Origin of the sequence: Candidatus Dormiibacter sp. (genome assembly GCF_050999135.1) — a bacterium.
GTDB lineage: Bacteria > Chloroflexota > Dormibacteria > Dormibacterales > Dormibacteraceae > Dormiibacter > Dormiibacter spiritus.
Window position 1 is genome coordinate 54,214 of record NZ_JBPCPN010000029.1, and the last position, 24,042, is coordinate 78,255.

General features: G+C 67.4%; 23 protein-coding genes and 1 pseudogene. 9 read left to right on the forward strand and 15 right to left on the reverse strand.

Features of this window, described 5'->3' with window-relative positions; translation table 11 throughout:
* Positions 1-31: 31 nt before the first annotated feature.
* Genes ACR2MZ_RS07790 through ACR2MZ_RS07815 form a run of 6 tightly spaced genes read right to left on the reverse strand, consistent with a single transcriptional unit; the run spans position 32 to position 6,263 of the window.
* Complete coding sequence (locus ACR2MZ_RS07790; RefSeq protein WP_434004499.1) at positions 32-1,627, reverse strand: ATP-binding cassette domain-containing protein; 1,596 nt, start codon at positions 1,625-1,627, stop codon at positions 32-34.
* Entirely contained in the window at positions 1,620-2,615 is a 996-nt protein-coding gene (locus ACR2MZ_RS07795) for a branched-chain amino acid ABC transporter permease (RefSeq protein WP_434004500.1), read from the reverse strand. Before ACR2MZ_RS07795 ends, ACR2MZ_RS07790 begins: the two co-directional genes overlap by 8 nt.
* Positions 2,616-3,494, reverse strand: a complete 879-nt coding sequence (locus tag ACR2MZ_RS07800) for a branched-chain amino acid ABC transporter permease (RefSeq protein WP_434004501.1) — start codon at positions 3,492-3,494, stop codon at positions 2,616-2,618. It abuts the gene before it with no gap.
* Entirely contained in the window at positions 3,491-4,393 is a 903-nt protein-coding gene (locus tag ACR2MZ_RS07805) for an HpcH/HpaI aldolase/citrate lyase family protein (RefSeq protein ID WP_434004502.1), read from the reverse strand. Before ACR2MZ_RS07805 ends, ACR2MZ_RS07800 begins: the two co-directional genes overlap by 4 nt.
* Entirely contained in the window at positions 4,390-5,583 is a 1,194-nt protein-coding gene (locus ACR2MZ_RS07810; protein ID WP_434004503.1) for a CaiB/BaiF CoA transferase family protein, read from the reverse strand. Before ACR2MZ_RS07810 ends, ACR2MZ_RS07805 begins: the two co-directional genes overlap by 4 nt.
* Positions 5,580-6,263: a GntR family transcriptional regulator gene (locus ACR2MZ_RS07815; protein WP_434004504.1), complete on the reverse strand. Its 684-nt coding sequence runs from the start codon at positions 6,261-6,263 to the stop codon at positions 5,580-5,582. The genes ACR2MZ_RS07810 and ACR2MZ_RS07815 overlap by 4 nt, the downstream gene beginning before the upstream one ends.
* A 122-nt stretch (positions 6,264-6,385) precedes the next feature.
* Between ACR2MZ_RS07815 and ACR2MZ_RS07820 the strand changes: the two genes are divergently transcribed.
* The 5 genes from ACR2MZ_RS07820 to ACR2MZ_RS07840 all read left to right on the forward strand — a co-directional run bounded on the left by ACR2MZ_RS07820 (position 6,386) and on the right by ACR2MZ_RS07840 (position 10,971).
* Positions 6,386-7,081 carry an RraA family protein gene (locus ACR2MZ_RS07820; protein ID WP_434004505.1) on the forward strand — a complete coding sequence of 232 codons (696 nt, stop codon included), beginning with the start codon at positions 6,386-6,388 and terminating at the stop codon, positions 7,079-7,081.
* Positions 7,082-7,091: 10 nt separating this feature from the next.
* Entirely contained in the window at positions 7,092-8,093 is a 1,002-nt protein-coding gene (locus ACR2MZ_RS07825) for a hydroxyacid dehydrogenase (protein ID WP_434004506.1), read from the forward strand.
* Entirely contained in the window at positions 8,090-9,088 is a 999-nt protein-coding gene (locus ACR2MZ_RS07830) for a hydroxymethylglutaryl-CoA lyase (protein WP_434004507.1), read from the forward strand. Before ACR2MZ_RS07825 ends, ACR2MZ_RS07830 begins: the two co-directional genes overlap by 4 nt.
* A complete protein-coding gene (locus ACR2MZ_RS07835) occupies positions 9,081-10,331 on the forward strand; it encodes an acyl-CoA dehydrogenase family protein (RefSeq protein ID WP_434004508.1) in 1,251 nt (416 codons plus the stop codon). Before ACR2MZ_RS07830 ends, ACR2MZ_RS07835 begins: the two co-directional genes overlap by 8 nt.
* Positions 10,332-10,413: 82 nt before the next feature.
* The gene (locus tag ACR2MZ_RS07840; protein WP_434004509.1) at positions 10,414-10,971 is read left to right on the forward strand and encodes an adenylyltransferase/cytidyltransferase family protein; all 558 of its coding nucleotides are present in this window, start codon (positions 10,414-10,416) and stop codon (positions 10,969-10,971) included.
* On the opposite strand, the gene ACR2MZ_RS07845 is transcribed toward ACR2MZ_RS07840, so the two are convergent.
* The 6 genes and pseudogenes from ACR2MZ_RS07845 to leuC all read right to left on the reverse strand — a co-directional run bounded on the left by ACR2MZ_RS07845 (position 10,960) and on the right by leuC (position 16,146).
* A complete protein-coding gene (locus tag ACR2MZ_RS07845) occupies positions 10,960-12,321 on the reverse strand; it encodes an alkaline phosphatase family protein (protein ID WP_434004510.1) in 1,362 nt (453 codons plus the stop codon). The two genes, ACR2MZ_RS07840 and ACR2MZ_RS07845, sit on opposite strands and share 12 nt — an antisense overlap.
* Positions 12,318-13,085 carry an alpha/beta fold hydrolase gene (locus ACR2MZ_RS07850; RefSeq protein ID WP_434004511.1) on the reverse strand — a complete coding sequence of 256 codons (768 nt, stop codon included), beginning with the start codon at positions 13,083-13,085 and terminating at the stop codon, positions 12,318-12,320. The genes ACR2MZ_RS07845 and ACR2MZ_RS07850 overlap by 4 nt, the downstream gene beginning before the upstream one ends.
* A gap of 32 nt (positions 13,086-13,117) precedes the next feature.
* Entirely contained in the window at positions 13,118-13,540 is a 423-nt protein-coding gene (locus ACR2MZ_RS07855) for a glyoxalase superfamily protein (protein WP_434004512.1), read from the reverse strand.
* Between the two features lie 114 nt (positions 13,541-13,654).
* A pseudogene (locus ACR2MZ_RS07860) lies at positions 13,655-14,140 on the reverse strand (SRPBCC family protein); the annotation flags it as partial.
* Between the two features lie 48 nt (positions 14,141-14,188).
* Positions 14,189-14,776: a 3-isopropylmalate dehydratase small subunit gene (gene leuD, locus ACR2MZ_RS07865; protein ID WP_434004513.1), complete on the reverse strand. Its 588-nt coding sequence runs from the start codon at positions 14,774-14,776 to the stop codon at positions 14,189-14,191.
* Complete coding sequence (leuC, locus tag ACR2MZ_RS07870) at positions 14,773-16,146, reverse strand: 3-isopropylmalate dehydratase large subunit (RefSeq protein WP_434004514.1); 1,374 nt, start codon at positions 16,144-16,146, stop codon at positions 14,773-14,775. Before leuC ends, leuD begins: the two co-directional genes overlap by 4 nt.
* Before the next feature lie 105 nt (positions 16,147-16,251).
* On the opposite strand from leuC, the gene ACR2MZ_RS07875 reads away from it, so the two are divergent.
* Both ACR2MZ_RS07875 and ACR2MZ_RS07880 read left to right on the forward strand, forming a co-directional pair.
* Positions 16,252-17,079 carry a hypothetical protein gene (locus ACR2MZ_RS07875; RefSeq protein WP_434004515.1) on the forward strand — a complete coding sequence of 276 codons (828 nt, stop codon included), beginning with the start codon at positions 16,252-16,254 and terminating at the stop codon, positions 17,077-17,079.
* Positions 17,069-18,640 carry an LVIVD repeat-containing protein gene (locus ACR2MZ_RS07880; protein WP_434004516.1) on the forward strand — a complete coding sequence of 524 codons (1,572 nt, stop codon included), beginning with the start codon at positions 17,069-17,071 and terminating at the stop codon, positions 18,638-18,640. Before ACR2MZ_RS07875 ends, ACR2MZ_RS07880 begins: the two co-directional genes overlap by 11 nt.
* A gap of 52 nt (positions 18,641-18,692) precedes the next feature.
* On the opposite strand, the gene ACR2MZ_RS07885 is transcribed toward ACR2MZ_RS07880, so the two are convergent.
* The 3 genes from ACR2MZ_RS07885 to ACR2MZ_RS07895 all read right to left on the reverse strand — a co-directional run bounded on the left by ACR2MZ_RS07885 (position 18,693) and on the right by ACR2MZ_RS07895 (position 22,024).
* Positions 18,693-20,096, reverse strand: coding sequence for a cation diffusion facilitator family transporter (locus ACR2MZ_RS07885; RefSeq protein ID WP_434004517.1), 1,404 nt, complete (start codon positions 20,094-20,096; stop codon positions 18,693-18,695).
* A gap of 10 nt (positions 20,097-20,106) precedes the next feature.
* Positions 20,107-21,171, reverse strand: coding sequence for a potassium channel family protein (locus ACR2MZ_RS07890; protein WP_434004518.1), 1,065 nt, complete (start codon positions 21,169-21,171; stop codon positions 20,107-20,109).
* Positions 21,172-21,256: 85 nt separating this feature from the next.
* Positions 21,257-22,024 (reverse strand): gamma-glutamyl-gamma-aminobutyrate hydrolase family protein, encoded by a 768-nt coding sequence (locus ACR2MZ_RS07895; protein ID WP_434004519.1) that lies wholly within the window; start codon positions 22,022-22,024, stop codon positions 21,257-21,259.
* Between the two features lie 105 nt (positions 22,025-22,129).
* On the opposite strand from ACR2MZ_RS07895, the gene ACR2MZ_RS07900 reads away from it, so the two are divergent.
* On the forward strand, positions 22,130-23,095 hold the full coding sequence (locus tag ACR2MZ_RS07900; protein ID WP_434004520.1) for a COX15/CtaA family protein: 966 nt from the start codon (positions 22,130-22,132) through the stop codon (positions 23,093-23,095).
* A 45-nt stretch (positions 23,096-23,140) separates the two neighbouring features.
* Positions 23,141-23,968, forward strand: a complete 828-nt coding sequence (locus ACR2MZ_RS07905; RefSeq protein ID WP_434004521.1) for a ZIP family metal transporter — start codon at positions 23,141-23,143, stop codon at positions 23,966-23,968.
* Positions 23,969-24,042: the final 74 nt, after the last annotated feature.

Consider the following 24,042-nt stretch of genomic DNA (forward strand, 5'->3'; position numbering starts at 1 on the left):
CTGTGTGGAAAGCAAAACGCGGTTGAGGCGCTCAGGTGGAACTCCCTGACCGAACTGTCGGTTCCGCTGCGAGATTGGCGGGCGACTCCCCGCCCAAAAAGATACTGGGCAGGTCCTCCCGGCCGACCTCGCTCGCGGGACCCTCCAATCGGTTCCGACCGGCCACCAGAACGTAGACCCAATCGGCGTGGTTCACAGCCAGGTCGACGTTCTGTTCGACCACGACCACAGCGGTCCCGAGACCGGCGACGCGGAGGATCTGCTCCCACACGATGCTTGTGTAAGCAGGCGAAAGGCCGGCCGTCGGCTCGTCGACCAGCACCACCTTGGGATTGAGCATCAGCGCGCGCGCCATGCCCAGCATGTTGCGCTGGCCTCCGCTCAGGTTGCCGCCCTTCTTGGCTCTCGCGGTCTTCAAGTCGGGAAAGATGTCGAGTACCTCGGCGACCCGCTCCTGACGGCCTGACTTCAGCGTGTAGCCGCCCATCTCCAGGTTCTCGAAAACGCTGAGATTGGGAAAGACGTTGATGACCTGTGGCACGTAGGCCATCCCGTTGCGGGCGATGCGAAAGGCGGGCCAGCCGCCGATCTCGGTGCCGGCCAGGGTGACCTCGCCCGAGGAGTTCCGAAGCAGCCCGAAGAGGGACTTCAACATCGTTGACTTGCCAGCCCCGTTGGGTCCAACGATTGCGACCACCTTGCCCGGCTCGGCCTGGACGTCGACCTCCTGGATGACAGGCACCTTGCTGTAGCCGGCGGTGAGCCCACTGGCCCGGAGGATTGGCTCGGCGCGCTCGGCGTGCCCCACCACGTGGGCGTCGACTGCGGCGGCCTTCGGATGCGCTGTCAGCGCGCCGCCCAAATAAGCGGTGATGACCTCCTCGTTCTTGCGCAGCTCGGAGAGCTTGCCGGTGGCCAGCGTGCGGCCCTCGGCCATGACGACGACGTGTTCGCAGACGCGCTCGACCACGTTCAGGTTGTGCTCGACCATCACGAAGGTGATGCCCGAGTCGCGCAGCTTCAACAGGTGGCCTTCGAGCAGCTCGATGAGCGCCGGGTTGACGCCGGCGAAGGGCTCGTCCAAAACCATCAGCTTGGGCTCGGCCATGACGCCACGAGCCAGCTCCAGAAGTCGCTTCTGGCCTCCGCTCAGATTGCGCGCGTACTGGTCGCGGGAGTCGTAGAGACCGAAGTCGTCAAGTCGCGCGAGCGCTTTCTCGACCAGAATCTTGTCCTGCCGGTGGCCCAGGGCGGGCCGGAACATCGCGTTGAAGATGTTCTCGCCGGACTGCTGGGGCGGGGGTATCAGCATGTTCTCCAAGACGGTCATGCCGCCCAGCTCGCGAGAGATCTGAAAGGTGCGGATCAAGCCCTGCAGCGCCACGCGGTGGCTCTGCCAGCCGGTGATGTCCGTGCCGTTGAAGCGGACAGTCCCGGACTCTGCCTTGAGCGCTCCGGCCACCACATTGATGAGCGTGGTCTTGCCGGCCCCATTGGGGCCGATGAGCGCGTTGATGCCGCCGGTGTTGATGCTGAAGGTGCTTCCGTTGACGGCTCTCAAGCCGCCGAACGAGTAGACGAGGTTCTGAACCTCGAGGATTGGTCCCGGAGCCGTGCCGTCAGCCAACTTCGAGGGCCGCCTTTCGCTTTTTGAGGTATTCGACGCCTGGGAACTTCGCCTTCCGCTCCGGCAGGATGCCCTCGGGCCGGAACCAGAGGACGGCGATCAGCAGACCGCCGACTATCATGTTGCGGAGCGCCGGGATCAGCTCGGCGTGGCCAGGGATCTGGGGCAGGTAGCGCGTGGCCTCCTGAAAGAGGACGGGGACCAAGAAGGCGCCCAGGAGCGCTCCCCAGTTGTTCCCCCTGCCGCCGAGCAGCAGCGCGGCGTAGAGGAGGAAGGTCTCACCCGCCACCCAGCCGCCGGGGTTCAAGGCGCTGATGAAGCCCACCAAGAGGCCGCCCGCGATGCCGGCGTACACGCAGCCGACCACCATCGCGATCATCCTGAAGCGGTAGCTGTCCTTGCCGAAGGCCGAGGCCACGTCCGCGTCCTCCCGGATGGCGCGGAGCGTGCGGCCGAGCGGCGAGTTGTAGATCCGGAAGGCCAGGAGCCCCAGAACCAGCGTCACGAGCCCGGTCAATGCGATGTAGAAGAAGGTGTAAGTGTTGGGGTCAAGGTTCAGCGAGTCGTTGAACGGATAGGGAATGCCAGCGATGCCATCGGCGCCGTTGAAAAGGCCTGTGTTGACGTTGACGAAGTCGTAGACGATGGCACCCACCGAGACCGTGACGATGGCAAGGTAGTCCGAACGCAGCCGGCGAAGGGCGACCAGACCGACCAGCAGGCCCAGGACGCCCGCCGCCGTCGCGCCGACCAGCAGCGCGATGGGAAAGGGCAGATTCAGACCCAGGATGTAGCGCATGTTGGAGAGCGCGTCAGGCCTGCCCAACATGGAGACGCCGGTGAAGTAGCCGCCGATGGCAAAGAAGGTGATGTAGGTGAAGTTCAGGATCCCGGCGGTTCCGAACTGCAGGTTCAGACCCCAGGTGGAGATGGCGAAGATGAAGAAGAAGACCACAAGGGTTGTCAGGTAGTAGACGATCGGGGACATCTAGGCCGCCTTCCCAGCCATCCGGATGATGCCCTGGGGCCTGAGCAGCAGGGTGAGAATCAGCAGGGCGAAGGCAACGTCGTTCTTGTAGGCGGAGTTGATGAGTACTGCCGACATCTCGGTTGCCAGCCCGATCACCAGCGCACCGAGCATGGCGCCGTAGGGCGAGCCGACGCCGCCCAGGATCACTGCGGCGAAGATCACGAACAGGAACTCGCCGCCGAAGTTGGGCTGGAAGCTGGTGATGTTGATCGCCAGGACGATGCCGGCCAGGCCTGCCAGGCAGCCGCTCAGCAGCCAGGTGAAGCTGGTGATGCGGTCGGTGTCGATGCCGCTGATCTGCGCCAGATCCACGCTGTCTGACATCGCGCGCATCGCCTTTCCGATCTCCGTCCGGGTCAGCAGGATGTGCAGCGCCCCCATCGCGACGGCTGCGATGCCGATGATCGTCAGCTGGCTGGTGGTGAAGAGGAAGGGACCGAACGCATGGGGCACCTCGCGTGGAAGATCGAGACTCTGGAAGTCGGGGCCCCAGATCGCGAGCGTCAAGTTGCTCAGGAAGAGCGAGAGTCCGAATGTCACCACCAGCAGGAAGAGGAGCGGCACGCCCTTCTTGGTGAACGGCCTCAGCAGGAACCGGTTCAGCAGCAGCGCTAAGACGCCCATGATCAGAGTCGCCACGACCAGGGCCAGGTAGACGTTGAGGTGCAAGCCGTGGCTCAGCGTCCAGGCCAGATAGGCGCCGATGGTGAGAAACTCGCCATAGGCGAAGTTGATGTAGTTGGTCACCCCGAACTGAAGCGACAGCCCGACGGCTGCCAGCGCCAGGACCGAGGCCGTGATCAGTCCAAATCCGACCGACTGGGCCAGGACACTCATAGGGCCGCCTCCTCCACCAATGAGCTGTCTCGCGTCTCGATCAAACGCCTTGCTCGCTCCGCGATAGGGTAATCGATAAATCGGCCGTCGAGTTGGATTGACGCTGAGCCGCTTGCAACCGCACGGTCGAATGCCTCCAGCACCCGCCGGGCGTCATCGACCTCGGCGCCACTCGGCGTGAACACCTGGTTGGCGATCTCGACCTGGTCCGGGTGCAGGCAGAGCTTCCCTTCGAAGCCGAGCCGGCGAGCCTGGCGGCATTCCGCCTCGAAGCCTGCCCCATCTGGCAGCGTCGGGTACACGGTGTCCAAGGGCGGGGCGAGCCTTGCCGCGCGCGAGCCGATCACAGTCTGGATCCGGCCCCACAGCACTCCCTCGTTAGCGGGCGACCACTCCATGTTCGTGTCGAGCGTGAAGTCACCGGCGCCGAACGTCAGCCTTCTCACCCGCGGCGAGGCGGTGCCGATCTCCTGCAGCCGGGTGAGCCCGGCGGCCGTCTCGATGATGGGGAGCAGCTCGACCGAATTGGCCGTCAACCCCTGTTCAGCTTCCAGCTGCGCCATCAGCCAGTCGGCGGTCGCCACCTGCTCGCGGGATTCGACCTTGGGCAGCACTATCCCGCTCAGCCCATCGCGGATCGCCGCCATCAGGTCGGGGAAGGCGAAGGGAGTGGTGAGCGCGTTGACGCGGACGAAGACCTGAGGCGTCTTCTGCCGCCGGCCGAAGAGGAGGCCCGGCAGCAGCGCGCGGGCCGCCGGCTTCAGGTCGATGGCGACAGCGTCCTCCAGGTCAAGGATCACCGCGTCCGCCGACCCGGAGAGCGCCTTCTCTACGTGACGGGCGTGGTTGGCAGGCGTGAAGAGCATGGTCCGGACCAGGCGGCGGAGTCCCATGGTCATGCCCGCGCCTCCGCAGGCAGATCGGAGGCGTCGGCGGCGTCGATCCCCAATTCGGCGAACACCTCGGAGCTGTGCTGGCCGAGCGAGGGCCCTGTGTGGCGGATCCGGCCCGGGGTCGCGCTCAGGCGGGGAGTGACAGCCACCAAGCGCATGGGGCCCAGATCAGGGTCGTGGACTGTGCTGAAGCTGCCCCTGGCCTGGAAGTGCGGATCGGCGTAGACGCCGGGAAGATCGTAGATCGGCCCCACCGCGACCTGAGCTTCGTCCATCCGGCGGAGCACCTCCTCGCGGGGGAAGCGCGCCATCCACTCACCGATGATCTGGTCCAGAGCCTCCACGTTGACGACCCGGGCCTGGTTGTCGACAAAGCGAGGATCAGCTATCAGCTCGGGCCGGCCGATCACCCGCGCCAGCCGCTCGTAGATTGATTGAGCGCTCGCCGAGAGCACCACCCACTGACCGTCGGCACACTCGTACGCGGTGCGCGGTGCGACCTGGGCCAGAGTGTTGCCGGTACGGCGCAGGTTGGAGCCGAGCTGGTCCCATTCGAGCAGGGTTGGCTCCATCAAGGGGAGCAGTGATTCGGTGAGGGAGATGTCGATGACCTGGCCGCCGCCTCCGTTCACGTCACGGTGGTAGAGCGCCAGCATCACTGCGAAGGCCCCCGTGAGGCCTGCCACGCCGTCCGCCAGGGGCATGCTCGGCAGCGTCGGCGGCCGGTCGGCGGCGCCAGTCATGTGCGAGAAGCCTGACATGCCCTCCGCCAGGCTGCCGAAGCCGGGCCTCTGGCTGTAGGGCCCATCCTGGCCAAAGCCGGTCACTCGAGCGATGACCAACCCGGGATTCAGAGCCAGCAGGACGTCCGGGCCCAGCCCCCAACGCTCCAGGGTTCCCGGCCGGAAGTTTTCGACCAGGACGTCAGCGCCCAAAAGGAGCCGCTTCAGCGCCCGCACCCCACCTGAGCGGCGAAGGTCGAGGGCGACCGACCGTTTGTTGCGGGCGATGGACTTCCAGAAGATGGGCTCTCCGTTCTTGCGCGAGCCCCAGCGGCGCTGGTGGTCACCGATCCCGGGCTGCTCGACCTTGATCACGTCCGCTCCGAAGTCGCCCAATCGCTGGGCGATCCAGGGTCCGGCAGCGAGCGTGGCAATGTCGATGACGCGGCGGCCGGCGAGTACCTGGGCGCTCATCCGGCTGCAGCCCTCGACCGGTTGGCCTCTGCCTCGAGTGCTGCCAGAGTCTCGAGGCAGACCTCGGCCTCGGCCATGACGTGTTCGTGCATCTTGGCGCCGGCGGCCTCGGCGGCTCGCTGGCGCATCAGGGCAACGACCTCGCGGTGCTGGGCGCAGGCAAAGCGCACCCGCTCAGGCCGGCGGGCGGTGGTCACCGCCCAGTAACGATCTACGTGGTTCCTCGCCTGACGCAGAACTGCCTGGCAGCGCTGGTTGTGGAGGAGGCTGGCAAGCGCCTCATGGAAGTCGCGGCCGAGCGCCAAGAACCTATCAGGATGCTCGCGGAGAAGGTCCATCTGGTCGATCATTCGCTCCAGGTTGTCGAGCTGCTCAACTGTGATGGTGTGGGTGACCTCCTCGACGACGGCTTTCTCGAGGACGGCGCGCAGCCAGAAGAGATCGCGGACGTCTTCAGGCTGGATGTCGGTGACCACCAAGCCGCCGCCGGGCAGGCGCTCGGCGAACCCCTCCGCCTCGAGCTGCTTCAACGCCTCCCGCAGCGGGGTTCGGCTGACCGAGAGACCGACCGCCAGATCGGCCTCGATGAGGCGGGCCTGGGGCGGGAGCTCACCGCTGGTGATCTGATTGCGGAGCACTTCGGCCGCCGACTGCGCCGCTGACCACCGCTTGATCTTCACCCCCTCAGCACCGGATCACACGAATCTGGCAAGATTCGGGATACCTGTATACATTAGGCGAGTGTAGTCATGGGCAGGGGGCGTGTCAAGCGGCAAATCCGGATTGAGAGGTAACGCGGCCAGTGAGCGACCAACTGCAGGACCGGTTCAAGGACATCAACACTTGCGACGTCTCGGATGCTCTCGACTCAATGGACCTTCAGGGGCAGGTTCATGGGCTGGCCCCGCTCTGGCCAGGCGCGCTGCCAGTGGTCGGCCCGGCCCTGACCATGAAGCTCCACCCGCAGGCGAAGTACTCCACTGTCATCGGCACGCTGGAAGGCATAGCCGTCGGTAAGCCGGGCGATGTGATCGTGTTCGACAACGACGGTCGCACCGACATCAACACCTTCGGCAGCATCGCTGCCTATTGCGCCATGAAGCAGGGCATCGTCGGCTGCATCACTGACGGCGCGTCCCGCGACGTCGACGGCATGCAGGAGGACAACTTTCCGATCTACGGCCGGGGGACCGTAACCACCTCGGTCAGGGACCGGACAGGCTTCGTGGGCTACCAGATCCCGGTCAGGATCGGCGGCGTCGACGTCAATCCCGGCGACATCGTCATGGCGGACCTGAACGGCGTTGTGGTCATCCCGGAGAACCGTCTGGAGGAGGCGCTGAGGATGGCGCGGTTCTTCCGCGAGATGGAGCGCCGGGTCAAAGCAGCTGTCGAGGCCGGCGGCTCACCAGTCGAAGTGCACGAGAACCTGAAGTACGATCGCCTCTTCTCCGACATCCGCGCCGAGGAGATGCCCGAAGCCGAGCCGGCCTCCTAGAGCTCAATCGATGGCCAAGATCCTGCTGATCCACCCCATGTACCACCCGGACGGGGAGGCGCTGCTGCGGGCTGGAGCCCAGGTGGAGGTCGTGGGCGAAGATACCGTAGCCGCCCTTCTCCCCCAGCTGGCGGATGCTGAGGCGATCATCGTCAGGACCCCCTCCCGGGTGGGGGCGGACACTATCGCTGCCGCACCTCGGCTGCGCGTGATCAGCACGTCTGGCTACGGCACCGACAACATCGACATCCCGGCGGCCACCGAGGCGGGGGTGGTGGTGGTCAACAACCCAGGATCGGCCGAGAACTCGGTGGCCGAGCACGCGGTGGCGCTCGTTCTGGCCCTGGCCAAGAAGCTGACCTGGAGTGACGCGGCGGTGCGCAGTGGCCAGCCCTGGGACTTCCGCGGTGGCTTCGAGGCCATCGAGTTGAAGGGCCGCACCCTGGGCGTGGTCGGGTTCGGCCGGATCGGCCGCGAAGTCGCCCGAAAGCTGCATGATGGCTTTGGGATGGAGGTGGTCGTCTACGACACCCTTCTGGCTGAGACCACTTTGGCGCCCTGGGCCCGGCAGGCGCGGTCAGTCGAGGAGTTGCTGCCCCAGGCGGACGTAGTCACCATCCACTGCGCGCTCACCCCGCAGACCAGGCATCTCTTCGACCAGCGGAGACTCGCCCTGATGCGCCGGGGAGCGCTGCTCATCAACACAGCGCGGGGACCGGTGGTGGACGAGACCGCTCTGGCGGCGGCGCTTCGATCAGGTACCCTCGGCGGCGCCGGGATCGACGTCTACGAGTCGGAGCCGCCGGCCGCCGACAATCCGCTGTTCGAGCTCGAGAACGTAATCCTCACCGCCCACACAGCCGGCCTGACAGTTGAGTCGGCGCGTCAGCTGGCACTCTCCGCGGCCGCGCAGGTGCTCGCCACGCTCGACGGCGTTCGCCCGGCCAACCTTGTCAACCCTGAGGTCTGGGAGCGGCGGCGGGGCGCGGCCGGCGCCCTGGTCGGCCGGTGAACTTACCGTCGGCGGTCACAGTCCGCGAGGTTGGAACCCGGGATGGCTTCCAGATGGAGCGCGGCTTCATCGCCACCGAGGACAAGGTCCAGATTGTCGACGAGCTGACAGCGGCAGGCATTCGCCGGATCGAAGTCACCTCCTTCGTCAGCCCCAGGGCTGTGCCCCAGCTGGCGGACGCCGAGGAGGTGTTCGCCCGAGCGGCGCGCCGCCCGGGCGTCAGCTATGAGGTGCTGGTCGCCAACTCTCAGGGCGCGCGCCGGGCAGTGGCGGCCGGCGCTGAGAGACTCCTGGTTGTGATCGCTGCCAGCGACGTCTTCAACCGGGCCAACGTCAACATGACAATGCGCCAGTCGCTCGAGCAGGCCCAGGAGATCTCGCAGGTCGCCAGAGGCGCCGGGGTGCCGATGATCGGCGCGCTCGCCGCCGCCACCGCCTGTCCCTACACAGGAGAGGTGCCGCAAACACGGGTCCTCTGGCTGGCCGACCAGTTTGTCGAGCTGGGCGTGAGCGAGCTCTACGTGGCCGACTCGATAGGGATGGGCTATCCCAAGCAGGTGCGGCGCCTGACGGCAGCTGTCCGGGAGCGCTTCCCCAGCCTGCCCCTGATCGTCCATCTGCACAACACCCGGGGCATGGCGCTTGCCAACGTGATGGCCGCTCTTGAGGTTGGCGCGACCACGTTTGACGCGTCGATCGGGGGGCTCGGCGGCTGTCCTTTCGCGCCCGGCGCGAGTGGCAACCTCTGCACCGAGGACCTCGTGCACATGCTCCACGGCCTGGACATCGACACAGGCATCGATCTGGACGCACTGCTGGCTACATCCGCCCGGGTTGAAAGAGTGGTTGGCCACCGGTTGGAGGGCGCGGTGGTCCACGCCGGCAAGAGCTTCCAAGCTTTCCCCATACCGCCTCAGCTGCTCGCCCCCGACGGCGTCAGGACTGTGCAGGACGTCGAGGGCCTCGCCTTCCAGGGCAGGCCTCCCAATGCCTGAGGGGTCACCCGGCGCCCTCGGTCTGGACCTCCCGGTGCCCGAGCACATCCGTCCACAGGTCGTCCGACTGCGGGAGTTCGTGGAGAGGGAGATCCGGCCGATCGAGGAACGCCACGCCTCGAGGCTGGTGGACGAGCGGGACCAGCTCGACGCCAGCGGCAAGCTGATCCCCGAGATCCAGGCGGCCAAGGAGGAGATCCGGCGGGCGGCGGGAGCCGCCGGCTACCACGCTCTCCAGGTTCCGGCGGAGTTGGGCGGAGGCGGCATGCGCCCGAGCGACCTGATGTACCTGCAGGAGGAGGTCTACCGCGATGGGCTGCGGCTGACGAAGGAGGTCCTCCCCTGGACCGAGGGACCCTCGCCGCTCCTGTACCACCTGCCGCCGGGGCTCCGCGAGCGTTACCTGGGCCGGCTGATGCGGGGCGAGGTCTCAGCCTGCTTCGCCGCCACCGAACCCAATGTTGGCTCCGACCTCACAGCGCTCGAGACCACCGCAAAGCGCGATGGTGATGGGTGGGTCCTGACCGGCGATAAGGCCTTCATCACTGGAGCGCCTTTCGCTCAGTTCGCCCTGGTGGTGGCCCAGACCAGTCTCGGCTCGGGTCGGGAGGGTCTGGCAGTTTTTCTCGTCGACGCCGAGACGCAGGGATACCGCATTGGCCGGATGGCAACCACCATGATCGAGGACGGCAACACAGCTGAGCTTCACCTGGACCACTGCCGGGTGCCCGACTCGCACCGGATCGGCGAGGTGGGTCAGGGTTTGGCGCTGGCGATGCTGTGGATCAACTGGGCCCGGATGCGCCGGGGTGGGATGTGCTCGGGCCTGGGCCAATTCTGCCTGGAGGCGTCCTTGCGCTACTCATCACGGCGAAGGGCCTTCGGTGGGCCGCTGCGCGACCTCCCGGCGGTGGGCGCGATGCTCAGCCAGATGTACGTCGACCTCTACAGGATGCGGTCGACGTCCATTCACTGCTTGGAGCAGATCGAGGGGCTCGAGTACTCCTCGCTGGCACTGCCGCCGGCAGCCATCCGAGCCACCAGCGTGATGAAGCTTGCCAATGACGAGGCGCTCTTCAAGATTGCCGACACGGCGATCCAGGTTCATGGCGCGCGCGGCCTCACCAAGTCGGCGCACCTGGAGAAGATCTTCCGGGTCGCCCGCAACTTGCGGATTCCGGCTGGGACCACTGAGATCCAGGGCTTGACGATCGCCAGGACACTCAGAGCGCTGGAGATTTGAGTCAATCGAGGAAAGGCCGGCTGAGCGGGGCCGGCATGTCCGCACGGTCAGCGGCCGCCGGCCGCCTGCTCTGAGCCGGCGCGTGGCTCCGGCGGCGGCCAGGGTGGACACCGGTATGGTCCACGGTCGCTTTCAGCCGTTTCACTCAGGCCACCTCGAGTACGTTCTGCAGGCGGCCGCCCGCTGCAGTGAGCTTGTGGTCGGGATCACCAACCACGAGCCTGGCGAAGTGCCGCCCGAGTCGACGAGCCCTCACCGCCACCTGCCGGAGGCCAACCCCTTCAGCTACTGGGAGCGGTTGCTGATGGTGCGGGCCGCATTGGGCGCCGCCGGAATGGACCTGGCCCGGGTGGCGATAGTCCCCTTCCCAATCCACTCCCCGTCGGTCTGGCGGCACTACGTCCCACCGGGTGTCACCCACTTCATTCGTGTCTTCTCGGCCTGGGAGGAGGCGAAGGCGGAGCGGCTGCGGGCCGCCGGCTACTTGGTGGTCCAGCTGCCGGTCGGGGCCAAAGAGGTCTCGGGGACGGAGGTCCGGCGCCGCCTCGCCGCGGGGGAGGATTGGCGCGGTTTGGTGCCGGCGGCCGTCGCCGAGCTCATCCAGCCCGGGCGACCAAGCGTGAATTGGCTAGGCCGGTAGCAACGGCTCCGGGTGGTCGGGAAAGCCGAGGGTGTCCTCGGCGGTCGCTCGGGCGCCCAAGAATCGGGCCCGGTTGGCGTGGCCGAGCAGGAGCGGCAGGAGGTCCGCCGCGCGGATGGTGCCAATGCTGCCGGAGGCGCAGCCGGCTTCACTGAAGTCTGTCACTGCGTCGGGGCGGACAGCGCCCCCGACCACCAGCAGCGGAGTCGGATCTCCGGTGTGGATGACGCCGCCCGAAGAGGGAGTGGCGTGGTCTCCTGTCACAGCCACGACGGCGCCGCTGAAGGGCGGTTCCAAAAGCGCAGCCAGTGCCGGGTCGAGCGCCTCCAGCACCCTGCGTTTGGCGTCCGGCCGCCGGCTGTGGGCGGCCTCGTCGACGACCTTAATGTGGACGTGGACGAAGGTGGCGCCAGCTTGGAGGAGGGCGGCCGCCGCGGCCAGCCGCGCCGCCAGGTCGCGGCCCGGGTCGGGGTCGGTTGCAATGTCGATGGATTCCATCGTCAGCAGGCGCGCGAAGCCGCGGTAGAGGGCGCTCGAAGTAACCATGGCACCGCTCACGCCGACGCGGTCTTGGAAGCTGGGCAGCGGCCGGCGCGCGCCTGCCCACTTGGTGGTAAGCGTGTCGAGGGCCGGCAGGCCGTTTCGGATGCGCCCAGCATTTGTCTCATGGCCGACCAGGACCAGGCGGGCGGCCCTCAGGTACTCCGCAAGCCGGGCCGCGGCGGCTGCGGCCGGCGGCCCCGCCCCGGCCAGGGCGCGCGGCAGAAGCCAGGGCTGGCGGTCTTCGAAGAAGGGATCGGAATCCGAGACTGCGGCCGCTTCGGCGCCCGCGCCCGGCAGGCGCAGGATTCCCTCTCCGAGCCGCACCCATTCAAGCTCGAAGATTTGATCTCCGGACGCCTGCGGCAGCGCCGCCAGCAACCTCCGCGCGTCGGCCTCATCGTCCGGTTCGGCTCGACCAGTGATCCAGACGACGCCGTCCCTCGTCTGGGAGGTGCGGAGCGCGGCGTAGAGCCGCGGGTCGGAATCGTCCACTGGGAGGCCGTGACCCAGCGCCTCCAGGACCGCTCTGCCACAGAACGGGATCCCTTCGTAGCCGAAGATCGCCCAGTGGGCCACCTCGCTCGCCGCCGCGCGGCCGGGTCCGAAGGGGACGTGGAGCCCGCAGGCGCCGCTCCTGGCGAGCTGATCGAGGACCGGTAGGCGGGCCGCCTCCAGCGGGGTCAGCCCGCCGAGATCGGACTGCGGCCGGTCGCCCAGCCCGTCGAGGAGGACCAGAACCACCGCTCGCCGATCGTCCCCGAGTCGCGGCTGCGCCTCCCGGTGAGCTGGCGGGAGCAGCTCCCTCAAGCCTCCACGAAAGCGGCCAGCTCCCGGTTGAAAGCGGCAGGCGTCTCCATCGGCGGCAGGTGACCGGCGCCTGGCACGACAATCGGCGGACGTCCCGCGGCTCCCGGGATCGTCGCCGCCAGCCACTCGGCCACCGCTCGAAAGCCGGGGAGATCATGCTCGCCAGTAAGAACCTGAGTCGGAACGGTGATTCCAGGCGCCAGCTCGCGAGGGTGGGGCGCAGGGCGCTTCGCTATGCGCTCGGTCCAGATCCGAAGGTCGTTCTCGCCAACCATTGTCTGCAGCGCCGCCCAGGTGGCAGGCTGCCGGCGGGCGCCTTGAAACAGCGGGTCGTGGAGCCACGCCTCGAGTGCCGCCGGGCGGCCTGACTCACGGGCGACCCGGAACGGGGGTGCCCAGCCGCCGAGCTCGGGCCCGGGGATCCAGGCGTCCACGAGCATGAGCGCCGCGCAGCGATCGGGATGTTGAGCGGCGAAGGACAGCGCCTCATAGCCACCCAGCGAGAGCCCGACCAGCACGCAGCGTCCCACCGCCGTCTCGTCCAGCACTTCCAGGAGGTCGGCGTCGCTGTCGTAGCCGGACTCCAGCCGCGCCGAGCGTCCGTGGCCGCGAAGGTCCACGGTGATGCAGCGCCACGCCTCCCCGAACTCGGCCACCTGGGCGTTCCACATCCGTAGGTCCATGGTCACCCCGTGAAGGAAGACCACCGCCGGCCCTTCTCCCTTCGAGATGTGGTGGTGGATGCCAGACCGCGTCAGCGCCACCTGCGCAGGTTATGCGGCGACGACGTGCGGGCTCATGTTCGCGGCTCGCTTCCCGGACGCTCCTGCAGGAGCCACGTGTTGCCGTCGGGGTCGCTGAAGTCGGCGAACGAGTTGTAGTCGCGATGTTCCGGATCGGCGCCGGGGACCCAGGTACCGGACTCCATGTGCCTGATCTCACTGACCTCAACCCCGCCTCGGACGAGCTCGGCCCGCGCCGCCTCGATGTCGGAGACGACCAGGTGGGTGCCCCGGACCGACCCCGGTGCCGCATCAGTGATGCCCTTCCCGAGGGTCAGCGAGCAGGCCGAGCCGGGCGGCGTCAGCTGCACGACCCGGAAGTCGTCACCCGCCCGGTGGTCGACGTCCAGATGGAAACCAGCCTTCTCACTGTAGAAGGCCTTGGCCCGGTCGACGTCCGAGACCGGCATCAGTACGTTTTCGAGCTTGAAGTCCATGCGGCGGCTCCTTTGGAACAGTCGTCCACCTCATCTGAGCAGCCGTTTTTGCACCCAGAGAGCCACTGGCGAGACGGTTGGCGGTGTGGCGCCGCGAAAAGCTTGCCTTTCAGCTCATCGTTCTGAAGGCGAGCCGCCGCCTGGGGCAGCCTGGCTGCTGTACATCAGCGATCCCGGCGTCGTCAGCAGCTCACCCGTTTCGAGCAGTGTCTTCAGACCTGACAGAATCATCGGCCAACCGCCGTACAGCTCAGCGTTGGCGCCCTCGCGAAGGTTGTCGTGGGTGACTGTCAGGCGGCACGAGTCGCCGACCGGTTCGATCTCCCAGGTAACCCTGGAGGTGCCCTCGCTCTTCACATCTTCGCTCCAGAGGGCGGTCATGCTCTGGACGAGCCGGCGCGGCGGATCGACCTCGAGGTTCTGTCCCTCGCCCAGGCGCTGGTCGGTGGCCGGGTGGCTCTGCTCGTACCGGGAGCCGGGGCTGAAGTCGGAGTTGATCCTGACTCCGAAGTTGTACTTGCTCCTCATCTCAGCGTCGGTGATCGCCTGCCAAAGCCGGTCGGGGGTCGTCTTGATATAGATCTCGAATACCTTTTCCATGGCTAAATCTTATGTGACGATATGGTCACATGTCAAGCAGCCCCCGAACTAGACGACAGCCGGCATCCAGGCTGGGCGGCCCTTCTCGTACTCCTCGATCCTGTCAAGCTTGCGCAGGGTGAGGCCTATCTCGTCCCAGCCGTTCAGCAGCCGCTCCTTGAGGAAGGGTTCCACTTCGAAGCGCAGCTGAATGTCGCCGGCACTGATGGTCTGCGCCTCGAGGTCGACGACAGCCTCGGTCTCGGGGGAAGCTGTGGCCAGATTTAGGAGCTGCCTGACCTGGTTCTCGGGCAGCGTGAGGTTGAGCAGACCAACGTTGCCGCAGTTGTTCCTGAAGATGTCGGCGAAGGAGGGCGCGATGATCACGTCGAAGCCCGCCTCCTGGAGGGTCCAGGGCGCGTGCTCGCGCGATGAGCCGCAGCCGAAGTTGGGGCCTGTGACGAGGATCCGGGCACCACGGTGCTCAGGTCGGTCGAGAACGAAGTCGCCAGACTTGCGCCACTCGTAGAACAGGTACTGGCCGTAGCCGGTTCGCTCGATGCTCTTCAAGAACTGCTTGGCGATGATCTGGTCGGTGTCGACGTCAGCCCGGTCCAGCGGCGCGATCCGGCCGCTGACCCGTTTGAACGCCTTCATCCGACAGCATCCCTGACGTCCGCCAGGTGCCCAGCGATGGCGGCCGCCGCCGCCATCGGTGGGCTGAGCAGGTGGGTGCGCCCGCCGGCTCCCTGCCGGCCCTCGAAGTTGCGGTTGCTGGTTGAGGCGCAGCGCTCGCCGGGGGCCAGAATGTCGGGGTTCATGCCCAGGCAGAGGGAGCAGCCGGCTTCGCGCCATTCGAAGCCGGCGTCCTTGAAGACGCGGTCCAAGCCCTCTGTCTCGGCCCTCAGCTTGACAGCTGTGGAGCCAGGCACGACCATGGCGCGAACTCGGGGGTGGACGTGGCGGCCGCGGATCACCTCGGCGGCAACGCGCAGGTCCTCCAACCGCGAGTTTGTGCAGGAGCCGATGAAGACCCTGTCGATGGCAATGTCCTGGAGCTGCATCCCAGCCTTGAGATCCATGTAGCGAAGCGCCCGCTCAGCTGTCTCGTCGCGGGGCTCGGGCACGCGGCCCGTGATCGGCGCTGCCTGCGCAGGGTTCACGCCCCAGGTGACGTACGGCTCAAGTCGGGACGCATCGACCTGGATCTGGCGGGCGAAGGCTGCGTCTTCATCGCTGGCGAGCGTCCGCCAGTAGTCCAAGGCCTGCTCCCAGAGTGTGCCTTTGGGTGCGTACTGGCGCGGCTGCAGGTAGGCGAAGGTGGTGTCGTCCGGTGCGATCATGCCCACCCGCGCGCCCCACTCGATGGTCATGTTGCAGATCGTCATCCGGCTCTCCATCGAGAGCTTCCTGACCGCCTCGCCGCGATATTCGACCAGGTTGCCCTGGCCGCCGGCCACGCCCTCCTGGGCTATCAGACCCAGCACCATGTCCTTCGCGGTGACGCCGGGAGGCAGCTCGCCCTCGATGTCAACCGCTATGTCGGGGAAGCGGCGCTGGGGCAGGCACTGAGTCGCCAGCACATGCTCGACCTCGGAGGTGCCGATGCCAAAGGCCAGAGCGCCGAAGGCGCCGTGCGTAGCAGTGTGGGAGTCACCGCAGACAATGGTCAGCCCGGGCTGGGTGAGCCCGAGCTCGGGGCCCATGACGTGGACTATGCCCTGGTGCCGGCTGCCCAGTTTGTGGAGCCGGATGTTCGCGCGCGCGCAATTGCGCTCAAGCGCCTCCAACTGGAGGCGCGAGAGGTCGTCGATCGGCTCAGGTCCGGTCGGGGTGTTGTGGTCGGTGGTGGCGATGGTCAGGTCAGGGCGGTGGACGGGTCGGCCCGCGAGTTGGAGACCGGCGAACGGCTGCGGCGAGGTGACCTCATGGACCAGATGCATGTCGACGAAGAGAAGGTCTGGCTCTCCGGGGGAGCTGGCCACCACGTGGCTGTCCCAGATCTTCTGGGCCAGGGTCTTCGGCATCGAACGCACGATACGAGTGGACAGGTCTCAGCCGGTGTGGCTGACGTACGGCAAAACTGCCGGTGGTTTGGCGCCTGTCGACAGCCGGAGAGCTACGCTGGCGGCGTGGGGCAACCTCGGTTTCTGCCAGAAGTCGCTGAGGCCGAGGCGGTGGGTGAGGTCTCCCGCCTTTATGAGGAGATCCGCAGGACGCTGGGGATTCCATTCGTCGGCCTGATCTATCGGAACCTGGCCGTCGAGCCCGGCCGGCTGGCTTCAGCCTGGCGGCGGCTCGGTCCCTTCTTTACGCATCCGGCGACGTCGCGCGCGGCAGCCGACCTTCATTGGGAGGGCGCTCACACTCCACCTATGCCGCCGGCGGGCGAGCTCACCCGCCTCGGGCTCAACGAGCGCTTCTTCGACCGCGCCGGGGCGACGCTGGAGGCCTATGACCGGGCCAACCGGCTGAACCTGCTCGGCCTCACTGCGCTTCTGTACCCGCTGAGCGGAGACCTCGCCCCTGACGCCACCCCAGGAACCGCAGCTGCCGTGGTTACAGGGCCGCGCGACGAGCTGCTGCCGCTGCTGGAGCTGGAGGCCCTGCCGGCGGCTGACCGGGCGATGTTGCTGAAGATGAGCCAGGCGCTACTCCCTGCTGAGGAACCGGTCCTCGTCCCCTCGCTGCTGCGTCATTTCGCGCTGCCTGGCCTGCTCGACAGCCTCTGGCCGGCCCTGCGTCCTGCCGTCGCCGGCGGCTTCGTTGCCGGCGCCGCCGAGGACCTGCGCCACCAGGCCGCAGCCGCGTCCATCGCTCCGCGCCGTTCAATGACTCCTATCGACGACCCGGTTACCAGGCGGACCGCCGAGCGGTTCTTGACAGCCACTTCGACCATGGTCGTCACCGGCCACCTCCTGGACACGATCCTGAAAACCTGCCGCCGCGGTGCCGCTTAGTCTCAAGGGCATGCGCCGAACCGACTTCGGCAAGACCGGCGACGCCGGCCGGGAAGGGAAGTCGAACGGGAGCCGCAGCACCGATCGCCTCGTCCACGTCGCTGCGGTTGCGCTGGCCGCAGTGCTGGCCTTGAGCGGCCTGCTGCTTGTGATTCCAGCGGCGGCCGACTCCCCGGCCAGCCTCCAAGAGGTGGGGCACGACGATCTGGGCGCCCGGGGCCTGAACTCGGCACTTGCCCTGGCCGGCCACTGCGCCTACATCGGCAGCCGCGGCCAGGGTGCGATCGAGATAGTGGACGTCACCGATCCCGCCCACCTGCGCACTGTGGGGTCGCTGCCCGCGCGCCGTCTCACCACGCCGCGGGAGCTGCGCACTGTCCTCAGCCGCAAGCTGCTGGTGGTGCTCAGCTACGCGCTTGGCAGTGGCGGCCTGAACCGCCTCGACCTCTACAGCTGGCAGGGCGACTGCGCCCAGCCGGTGCTGGTCGGCGGATACGACTTCGCGGTACGCTCGCCACACGAGTTCTATCTCTGGCAGCAGTCTGACGGTGACCGGCTTCTGCTTTTCACCACCATGTTCAGCGGAGGCGGCGCCGACCTCCAGGTCGTCGACGCCACGGATCCCGCCTCGCCCAAGCTTGCAGGCACCTGGAGCCCGCCCCTCGGCAGCCTTCATTCCATAGCGCTCAGCGGCGACGGTCGACGGGCCTATCTCTCACTCTGGCGGGGTGGCCTGCTGATCGCTGACAGCACGCAGTTCGTCAGCGGTCAGCCAAATCCCCAGCTGAGCCTCTTGACGCCGGCGTCGTCAGCTCTCGCGCCCTTGCCCGGGGGCAACGTCCACAGTGCGGTCCAACTGCCGGGGCGCGACTTGGTGATAGTGACTGACGAGCGCTACCTGCCGACTGCCCCCTGTGGACCGGCCCGCCTGGTGGACGTGTCGAACCCGGCCCAGCCACGGCAGGTGAGCGTGCTCAAGGCGCCCGAGAACGAGTCGGCCACGTGTCCGAGCAGCCCAGTCGGTACCTACACGAGCCACAACCCCACGGTGGTTGGAGACCTGGCTTTCGTCACCTGGTACTCGAGCGGCCTACAGGTGTTCGACGTCTCGAACCCCGCGCAGCCGGTGCGCCTGGCCGAGTCGCGGCCTCAGGCAGTCGAGCCGGGGGGGCGCGACTCGCAGCTGGGCGCCACGTTGACCATGACCTGGAGCTACCCGATAGTGCGGGACGGCTTGATCTATGTGGCTGACATCAACCAGGGCCTCTACGTGCTTCGCTATCAGGGTCCGCATCAGGAGCAGGTAGCGCAGATCGGCTTCGCCGAGGGCAACAGCAACCTGCAGCCGGCGCAGGCCGCCCCCACCCCGACCCCCAGCGCCGTCCCGCCGCCGACCTCGCCAACCACCCCAACGTCCGGGGTTACGCGGGTATCGCCCTCCCCGGCAGCCGCCCGATTGCTCCCGACCTCCAACTGGTGGGCTGGTGCGATCCTCATCCTGCTGGCCGCCGGGGCGGCAGCCGCGTTCGTACTCGTGCGCCGGTCGCGGCGCCCCGGTTAGCTCGCAAGCCACGGGGGAGCACAGCGACTTCGGTGCGTCAAGGTAACAGCGCTCAGGGACTGACGCGGGCCACGACTTCCGACAGCTCGGGAAGCTCCCGGCGCAGCGCCAGCTCGAGCTCGGTCTCGATGCGGTGCGCCTCCTCCAGCGCCAGTGAGGCCGGCAGGCGAGCGACCACATGCGCCACCAGCCGCTGTCCCCGGAAGCTGAGCTCAACGTCGAGGCAGTCCAGCACCTGGGGTTGCGCCAGCGTGACGGCGCGGATGCGTTGCACCAGGTCCTCGCGGCTGGCGGTGACGTCCGAGCCACTCACCCAGTCAGGCTCGAGCGGCTCCAGGTGCACATCGACGCGCGCCACCTCCGGCAGCGCCTGTTTCAGGTTCTGCTCCAAAGCCGAACTGGTGGCAGTGGCCTTCTCCAGTGTCATTGCGCCAGGCAGTTTCGCGTGCATGCTGAGGTGGATCGAGCCATTCGCCTCGCGCTCGACAGTCACGTTGTGGAGATCGTTGACGGCGCCCTGGCGCGCAGCCACCGCATGCACCCGCTCGACCAGGTTGCCCTCCTTCCACTGCGACTCCAGGACCAGGTCCAGATCCAGTTCCGGCTCGGCCTCGCGAGCGGCCGCCTTGACGCGTTCGCTAAGCCCTTGAGCCGCTTCGATGGAGAGGGTGGGTCGGGCGGTCACTCGGGCGTCTCCCTGCAGGCGGCCGCCCGAGCGCCTGACGCGCACACCCCGCACGGCGCGGACCCCCTCGACCGCCTCGATGGCTTCCCGGACCGACTCCTCCACTCCTTTCGGAGCCCTGTCCATCAGGATGTCAGCTGAACGCCAGGCCAGCAGTCCTGCCGAGCGGCCGATAACGGCCGCCACCAGCAGGCCGGCCCCGGCGTCGGCCCAGCCGAACCCCATGCGGACGCCGACCAGCCCCGCCAGGACGCCCGCCGACGAGAAGATGTCGGCGAAGCGGTTCTGCGCTCCTGCCGCCAGGGCCGGGCTGTGCCAGCGCCGGCTGGCCCAGCGCAGGGTGGTGGCGCGGCCGATCTCCAGCAGCATCGTCGCCCCCACCAGACCTATCGCGTACAACGCCGGGTCGACGTGGACGGGTGCCCCCACCAAACGCCTGACCGCCTCGAACGCGATCACCGCCGCAGTGAGCAGGAGGATCAGCCCCTCCCCAAAAGCCGCCAGGTTTTCGGCCCTGCCGTGTCCGAAGGGGTGCTCGTGATCGGCCGGCCGGCGGGAGGTCCGCACTGCGAGCAGCGCGAAGAGAGAAGCCAGGAGATCCAGCGCGGAGTGAGCGGCTTCGCCGAGCAGGCCCAGACTGCCTGTGAGCAGGCCGGCGATCAGCTTGGCGATGACCAGACAGCAGTCGATGAGGAGCGAGGCGAACGCTATCCGCTGGGCCGTGAGGCGGGGCCGCGGCGCCGCTTCGGCCGCCCGGCTGGAAGTGAGCATCACGCCGCCTTCAGCGGGGGCTGAGCCGCGCCGCGGTGGCGCGGAGCTGCTCGTCTGAGCCGAGCGCCACGATGAGATCGCCCTCCTCCACCACAAGGTGGGGATCCGGGCCCACGTGCATCTGACCGCCGCGGCGCCGGACAGCCAGCACTTGCGAGCCGCCCTCCGCGTTCAGTTGGGCGGTCGCCAGCGAATGCCCTATGAGCTGCGAGCCCGCCGGCACCACTATCTCCTCCAACCCGATGTCGGCGTCGCCGTGGTGGAGGGTGTCCATCACGTCGACGAGCGCCGGCCGCACGGCCAGAGCAGCCATCTGGTGGCCGGCCATGCGATAGGGCGAGATGACTCGGCTCGCACCCGCCAGCTCAAGCCGTCTGATGGACTCCGGCTGCCCCGCGCGGGAGAGGATGTACAGGTCTTCGCGCAGCGAGCGCGCGGCCAGCACTATGTAGACGGCCCGCTCATCGGAGTCGACAGCGCAGAGCAGAGCCCGCGCCCTCTCGATGCCGGCCTCTCGCAGGGTCTCCTCGTGGGCGGCGTCGCCCTCCAGGTGGAACTTGTCCTCACGTCTCAGCCGGCTCAGCGCTTCCGGGTTGTTGTCGATGACCACGAAGGAAACCGCCTCGCGTTCCAGCTCCTGCACAATGCGCGTGCCCATGCGGCCGTAGCCGCAGATGATGAAGTGGTCGCGCAGCTGCCGCCGCATGCCCGCCAACGCTCGCTCCCTCCTGTACTCACCGAGCTCACCGGTGCCCAGGATGTCGGTGAAGATGCCGAGAACCCAGAGCATCGTACCCACGCCGCCCAGGATCAGAGCCGACGTGAAAATCTTGCCCGCCGGGTCGAGGGGATGGACTTCGCCATAGCCGACTGTGCTGATGGTGATGAGCGTCATGAAAAACGCGTCAAGGGGATTCCAGCGCTCGATCAACCCGTACCCGAGGGTGCCGGTCACGAGCACCGCCAGCAGTACAGCAGCCGGCCGGCGAAAGCGAATCAGCGGATTGCGCCGTGCCGCTGGAAACGCGGATCGGCCCAGGCCGGAAGCAGGCGCCATGGCGGAAGGGTAGGTCATGGCAGTGCGCCTGTCAGGAACGACCATCACCCCACTGGGCGTCGCCAGCCGCCCAGCAGTCGGCGCCGACGGGTCGACGCGCCGGTTAGGAGGCTAGTGCAGCTGAGACCGCGGGCCGGATTGCGCTGCCCGACCCCGCGGCAGTCACGAAGGCCTGGAAGAGGCAGTGCGCCCAGCTCTGGCTGTGGACCAGAGCTTCGGGATGAGCCTGCACAGTAAGCACCATGCCGTCGGCCGACTCCAGCCCTTCGATGACGTGATCACCACGGCTGTACGCGTTCACTTTAAGGCGGGGCGCGATGTCCTTCACCGCCTGGTGGTGAAAGCTGTTCACCTCCACCCGGTCGGCCCCGGTCAGTTGGCTGAGGAGCGTACCGGGGACGATGTCGATGCTGTGGGCGAGGTGGTCCCGCCCCTGCTCCAGAGGCGCCCAGTGGTTGTCGGGGCTCGCCCCGTCCGCCCGAATGTCCTGGTAAAGGCTGCCCCCCAGAGCGACGTTCACTACCTGGTGGCCGCGACAGAGCCCCAGCACCGGCAGCTTGCGCCGGACGGCCGCCCGTACCAGAGGGATGTCGAGTGCGTCGAGGTCGTCGTCAACGCGGCCCAGGAGCGAGCTCGGTTCCTCGCCGTAAAGGGACGGATGCACGTCCAGCCCGCCCGGGAAGACCATGCCGTCGAGGTTCTCGAGCAGGTCGTCCGGCTCGGAGGAACTGCCGGCCGGGAGCAGTACAGGCGTGGCGCCGGCCTCGACCAGCGCGGTGGCGTACTGCTTGTTGAGGCCGAAGTAGGGCATTCCGGTGTGCTGCAGCACGGCTCCGACAGTTAGCCCGATCAGCGGGCGCTTGTGTGCCATGAAAGTAACGCCTGATACTACCGGCGGCGGAGAGTGGGAAATTCCGTTGGGTTCCGCCCGGCCGCCGCGGCCGCCAGGACGCTCGAGCGGCGGTAATCTCAAATCGTGAATTCCGGCAGAGCGCTTCGCAGCTTCACCGGCTGGCTGGGCGTCGCGGCATCTGTCGGAATGCTGGTCGTGCTGATCATGGGGGCGCGGGTGACGGACACCGGCTCCGCCGCCGGCTGTGGCCGGGATTGGCCGCTCTGCAATGGCCGCTTCATCCCCGAATTCGCCGCCGCCACGGCTATCGAGTTCAGCCATCGGTTGGTGACCGGCGTCGAGGGCTTCCTCATAGTCGCGCTGGCTGTCTTGGCGCTGCTGCTGCTGCGCCATCGACGCGTAGTCCTCATCCTCGTGCCCATAATGCTTTTCGGCCTCGTGGCCCAAGCGCTGCTCGGAGCTGCCGCCGTCATGTGGCCAGAGCAGCCGGAGGTACTAGCGCTGCACTTCGGCATCTCGCTGATCGCCCTCGCCTCCACCACCCTCGTCGCTCTCTGTACTCTCCGGCCAGACTCGTTGGTGGTGCGCCAGCCCGTGCCGGCTCTGGTGGCGACGCTCACCTGGGCGTACGCCGTTTACATATATTTCCTCGTTTACAGCGGCGCCTATATCCGCCACGCAGGCGCGGCAGCCGCTTGTCCTGGCTGGCCTTTCTGTGGCAGCGGCTACGTTGCCCAAGGGAGCGCTGTGGGCGTGAATTACCTTCACCGTTTTCTGGCAGCCGGTGCCCTGGTGCTTGCCTTGGGTCTCTGGTTGCTCTACCGCCGCTATCGGCCAGACCGTCGCGACCTGGAGACCGGCGCTCGACTCACTGTCCTGGCGACCCTCGCGCAGGGGGCGGCCGGTGCCTTTCTAGTCCTGAACCATTGGGAGCTTTTCGGTGAACTTCTCCATGCGGCGCTGACGGGCCTGCTCTTCACCGGCGCGGCCTACCTGGCCTTCCGCGTCAGCCTCGGTTACCGAGCGGCGGCCGCCACTTCGATGAGCGAGGAGGGTGGAGGTCTGCGCTCCCAACCAAGCCGCGGTTAGTATTAGCTAACAGACGCCCCCAGGGCGTCTGAGGCAAGCTGGGCAATGAACGCAACGACTGTTACGATCCTCGGCGCGCTGGCCGGACTCACCATTTTCCTGGGCCTGCCAGTGGCCCGCCTCCGGGCGCTCAGCCGCCAGAGCCAGGGCTTCCTGAACGCTGTTGCCACCGGCGTGCTGATCTTCCTGCTGGTGGACATCCTGGGCAAGGCTGTCGAACCCATACATTCAGCCCTGAGCGCCGCCCACAGGGGCAATGCCACAACCCTGTTGGGGTTGGTCGCCATCTATGCAGTTGGCGTGGCCACCGGCCTGCTCGGACTGGTCTACTTCAACCGGGCGGTCCTGAGCCGCATCCGTCGCTTCCGGCTGGACGGCCCTGGCGCGGCTGTGGCGGCTGCCCTCCCCGTCGCTCCGACGGCGCGGAGCCTGGCTCTGATGATCGCGTGCGGTCTGGGTCTGCACAACTTCAGCGAGGGCCTGGCCATCGGCCAATCAGCCGCCAGCGGCGCCCTCGCCTTCACTGGCGTGCTGATGGTTGGCTTCGGCCTTCACAACATCACTGAGGGATTTGGCGTGGCGGCGCCCATGGCGGGCGAGGAGCAGCGGCCCAGCTGGGGCTTCCTCGGCCTGGCCGGGCTGATTGGCGGCGGTCCTACCTTCCTCGGCACCGTCGTCGGTTATCACGTCGTCTCCGACTACGCGTTCGTGCTGTTTCTGGCCCTGGCTGCCGGCGCTCTGATCTACGTGATCAACGAGATGTTCATCATCTGCCGCCGGCTCACCACGCAGTCCTGGCTGGCGCCGGGACTGCTCGTGGGCTTCCTTGCCGGCTTTGCCACTGACCTCTTTCTGACCTATCACGGCGGCTAGCGCCCAGCCGGCAGACCGAGCAGCTGGGGATCGAACGACTTGGGCGTCGCTTGACTGTCGTCGGCCGGGCGAGT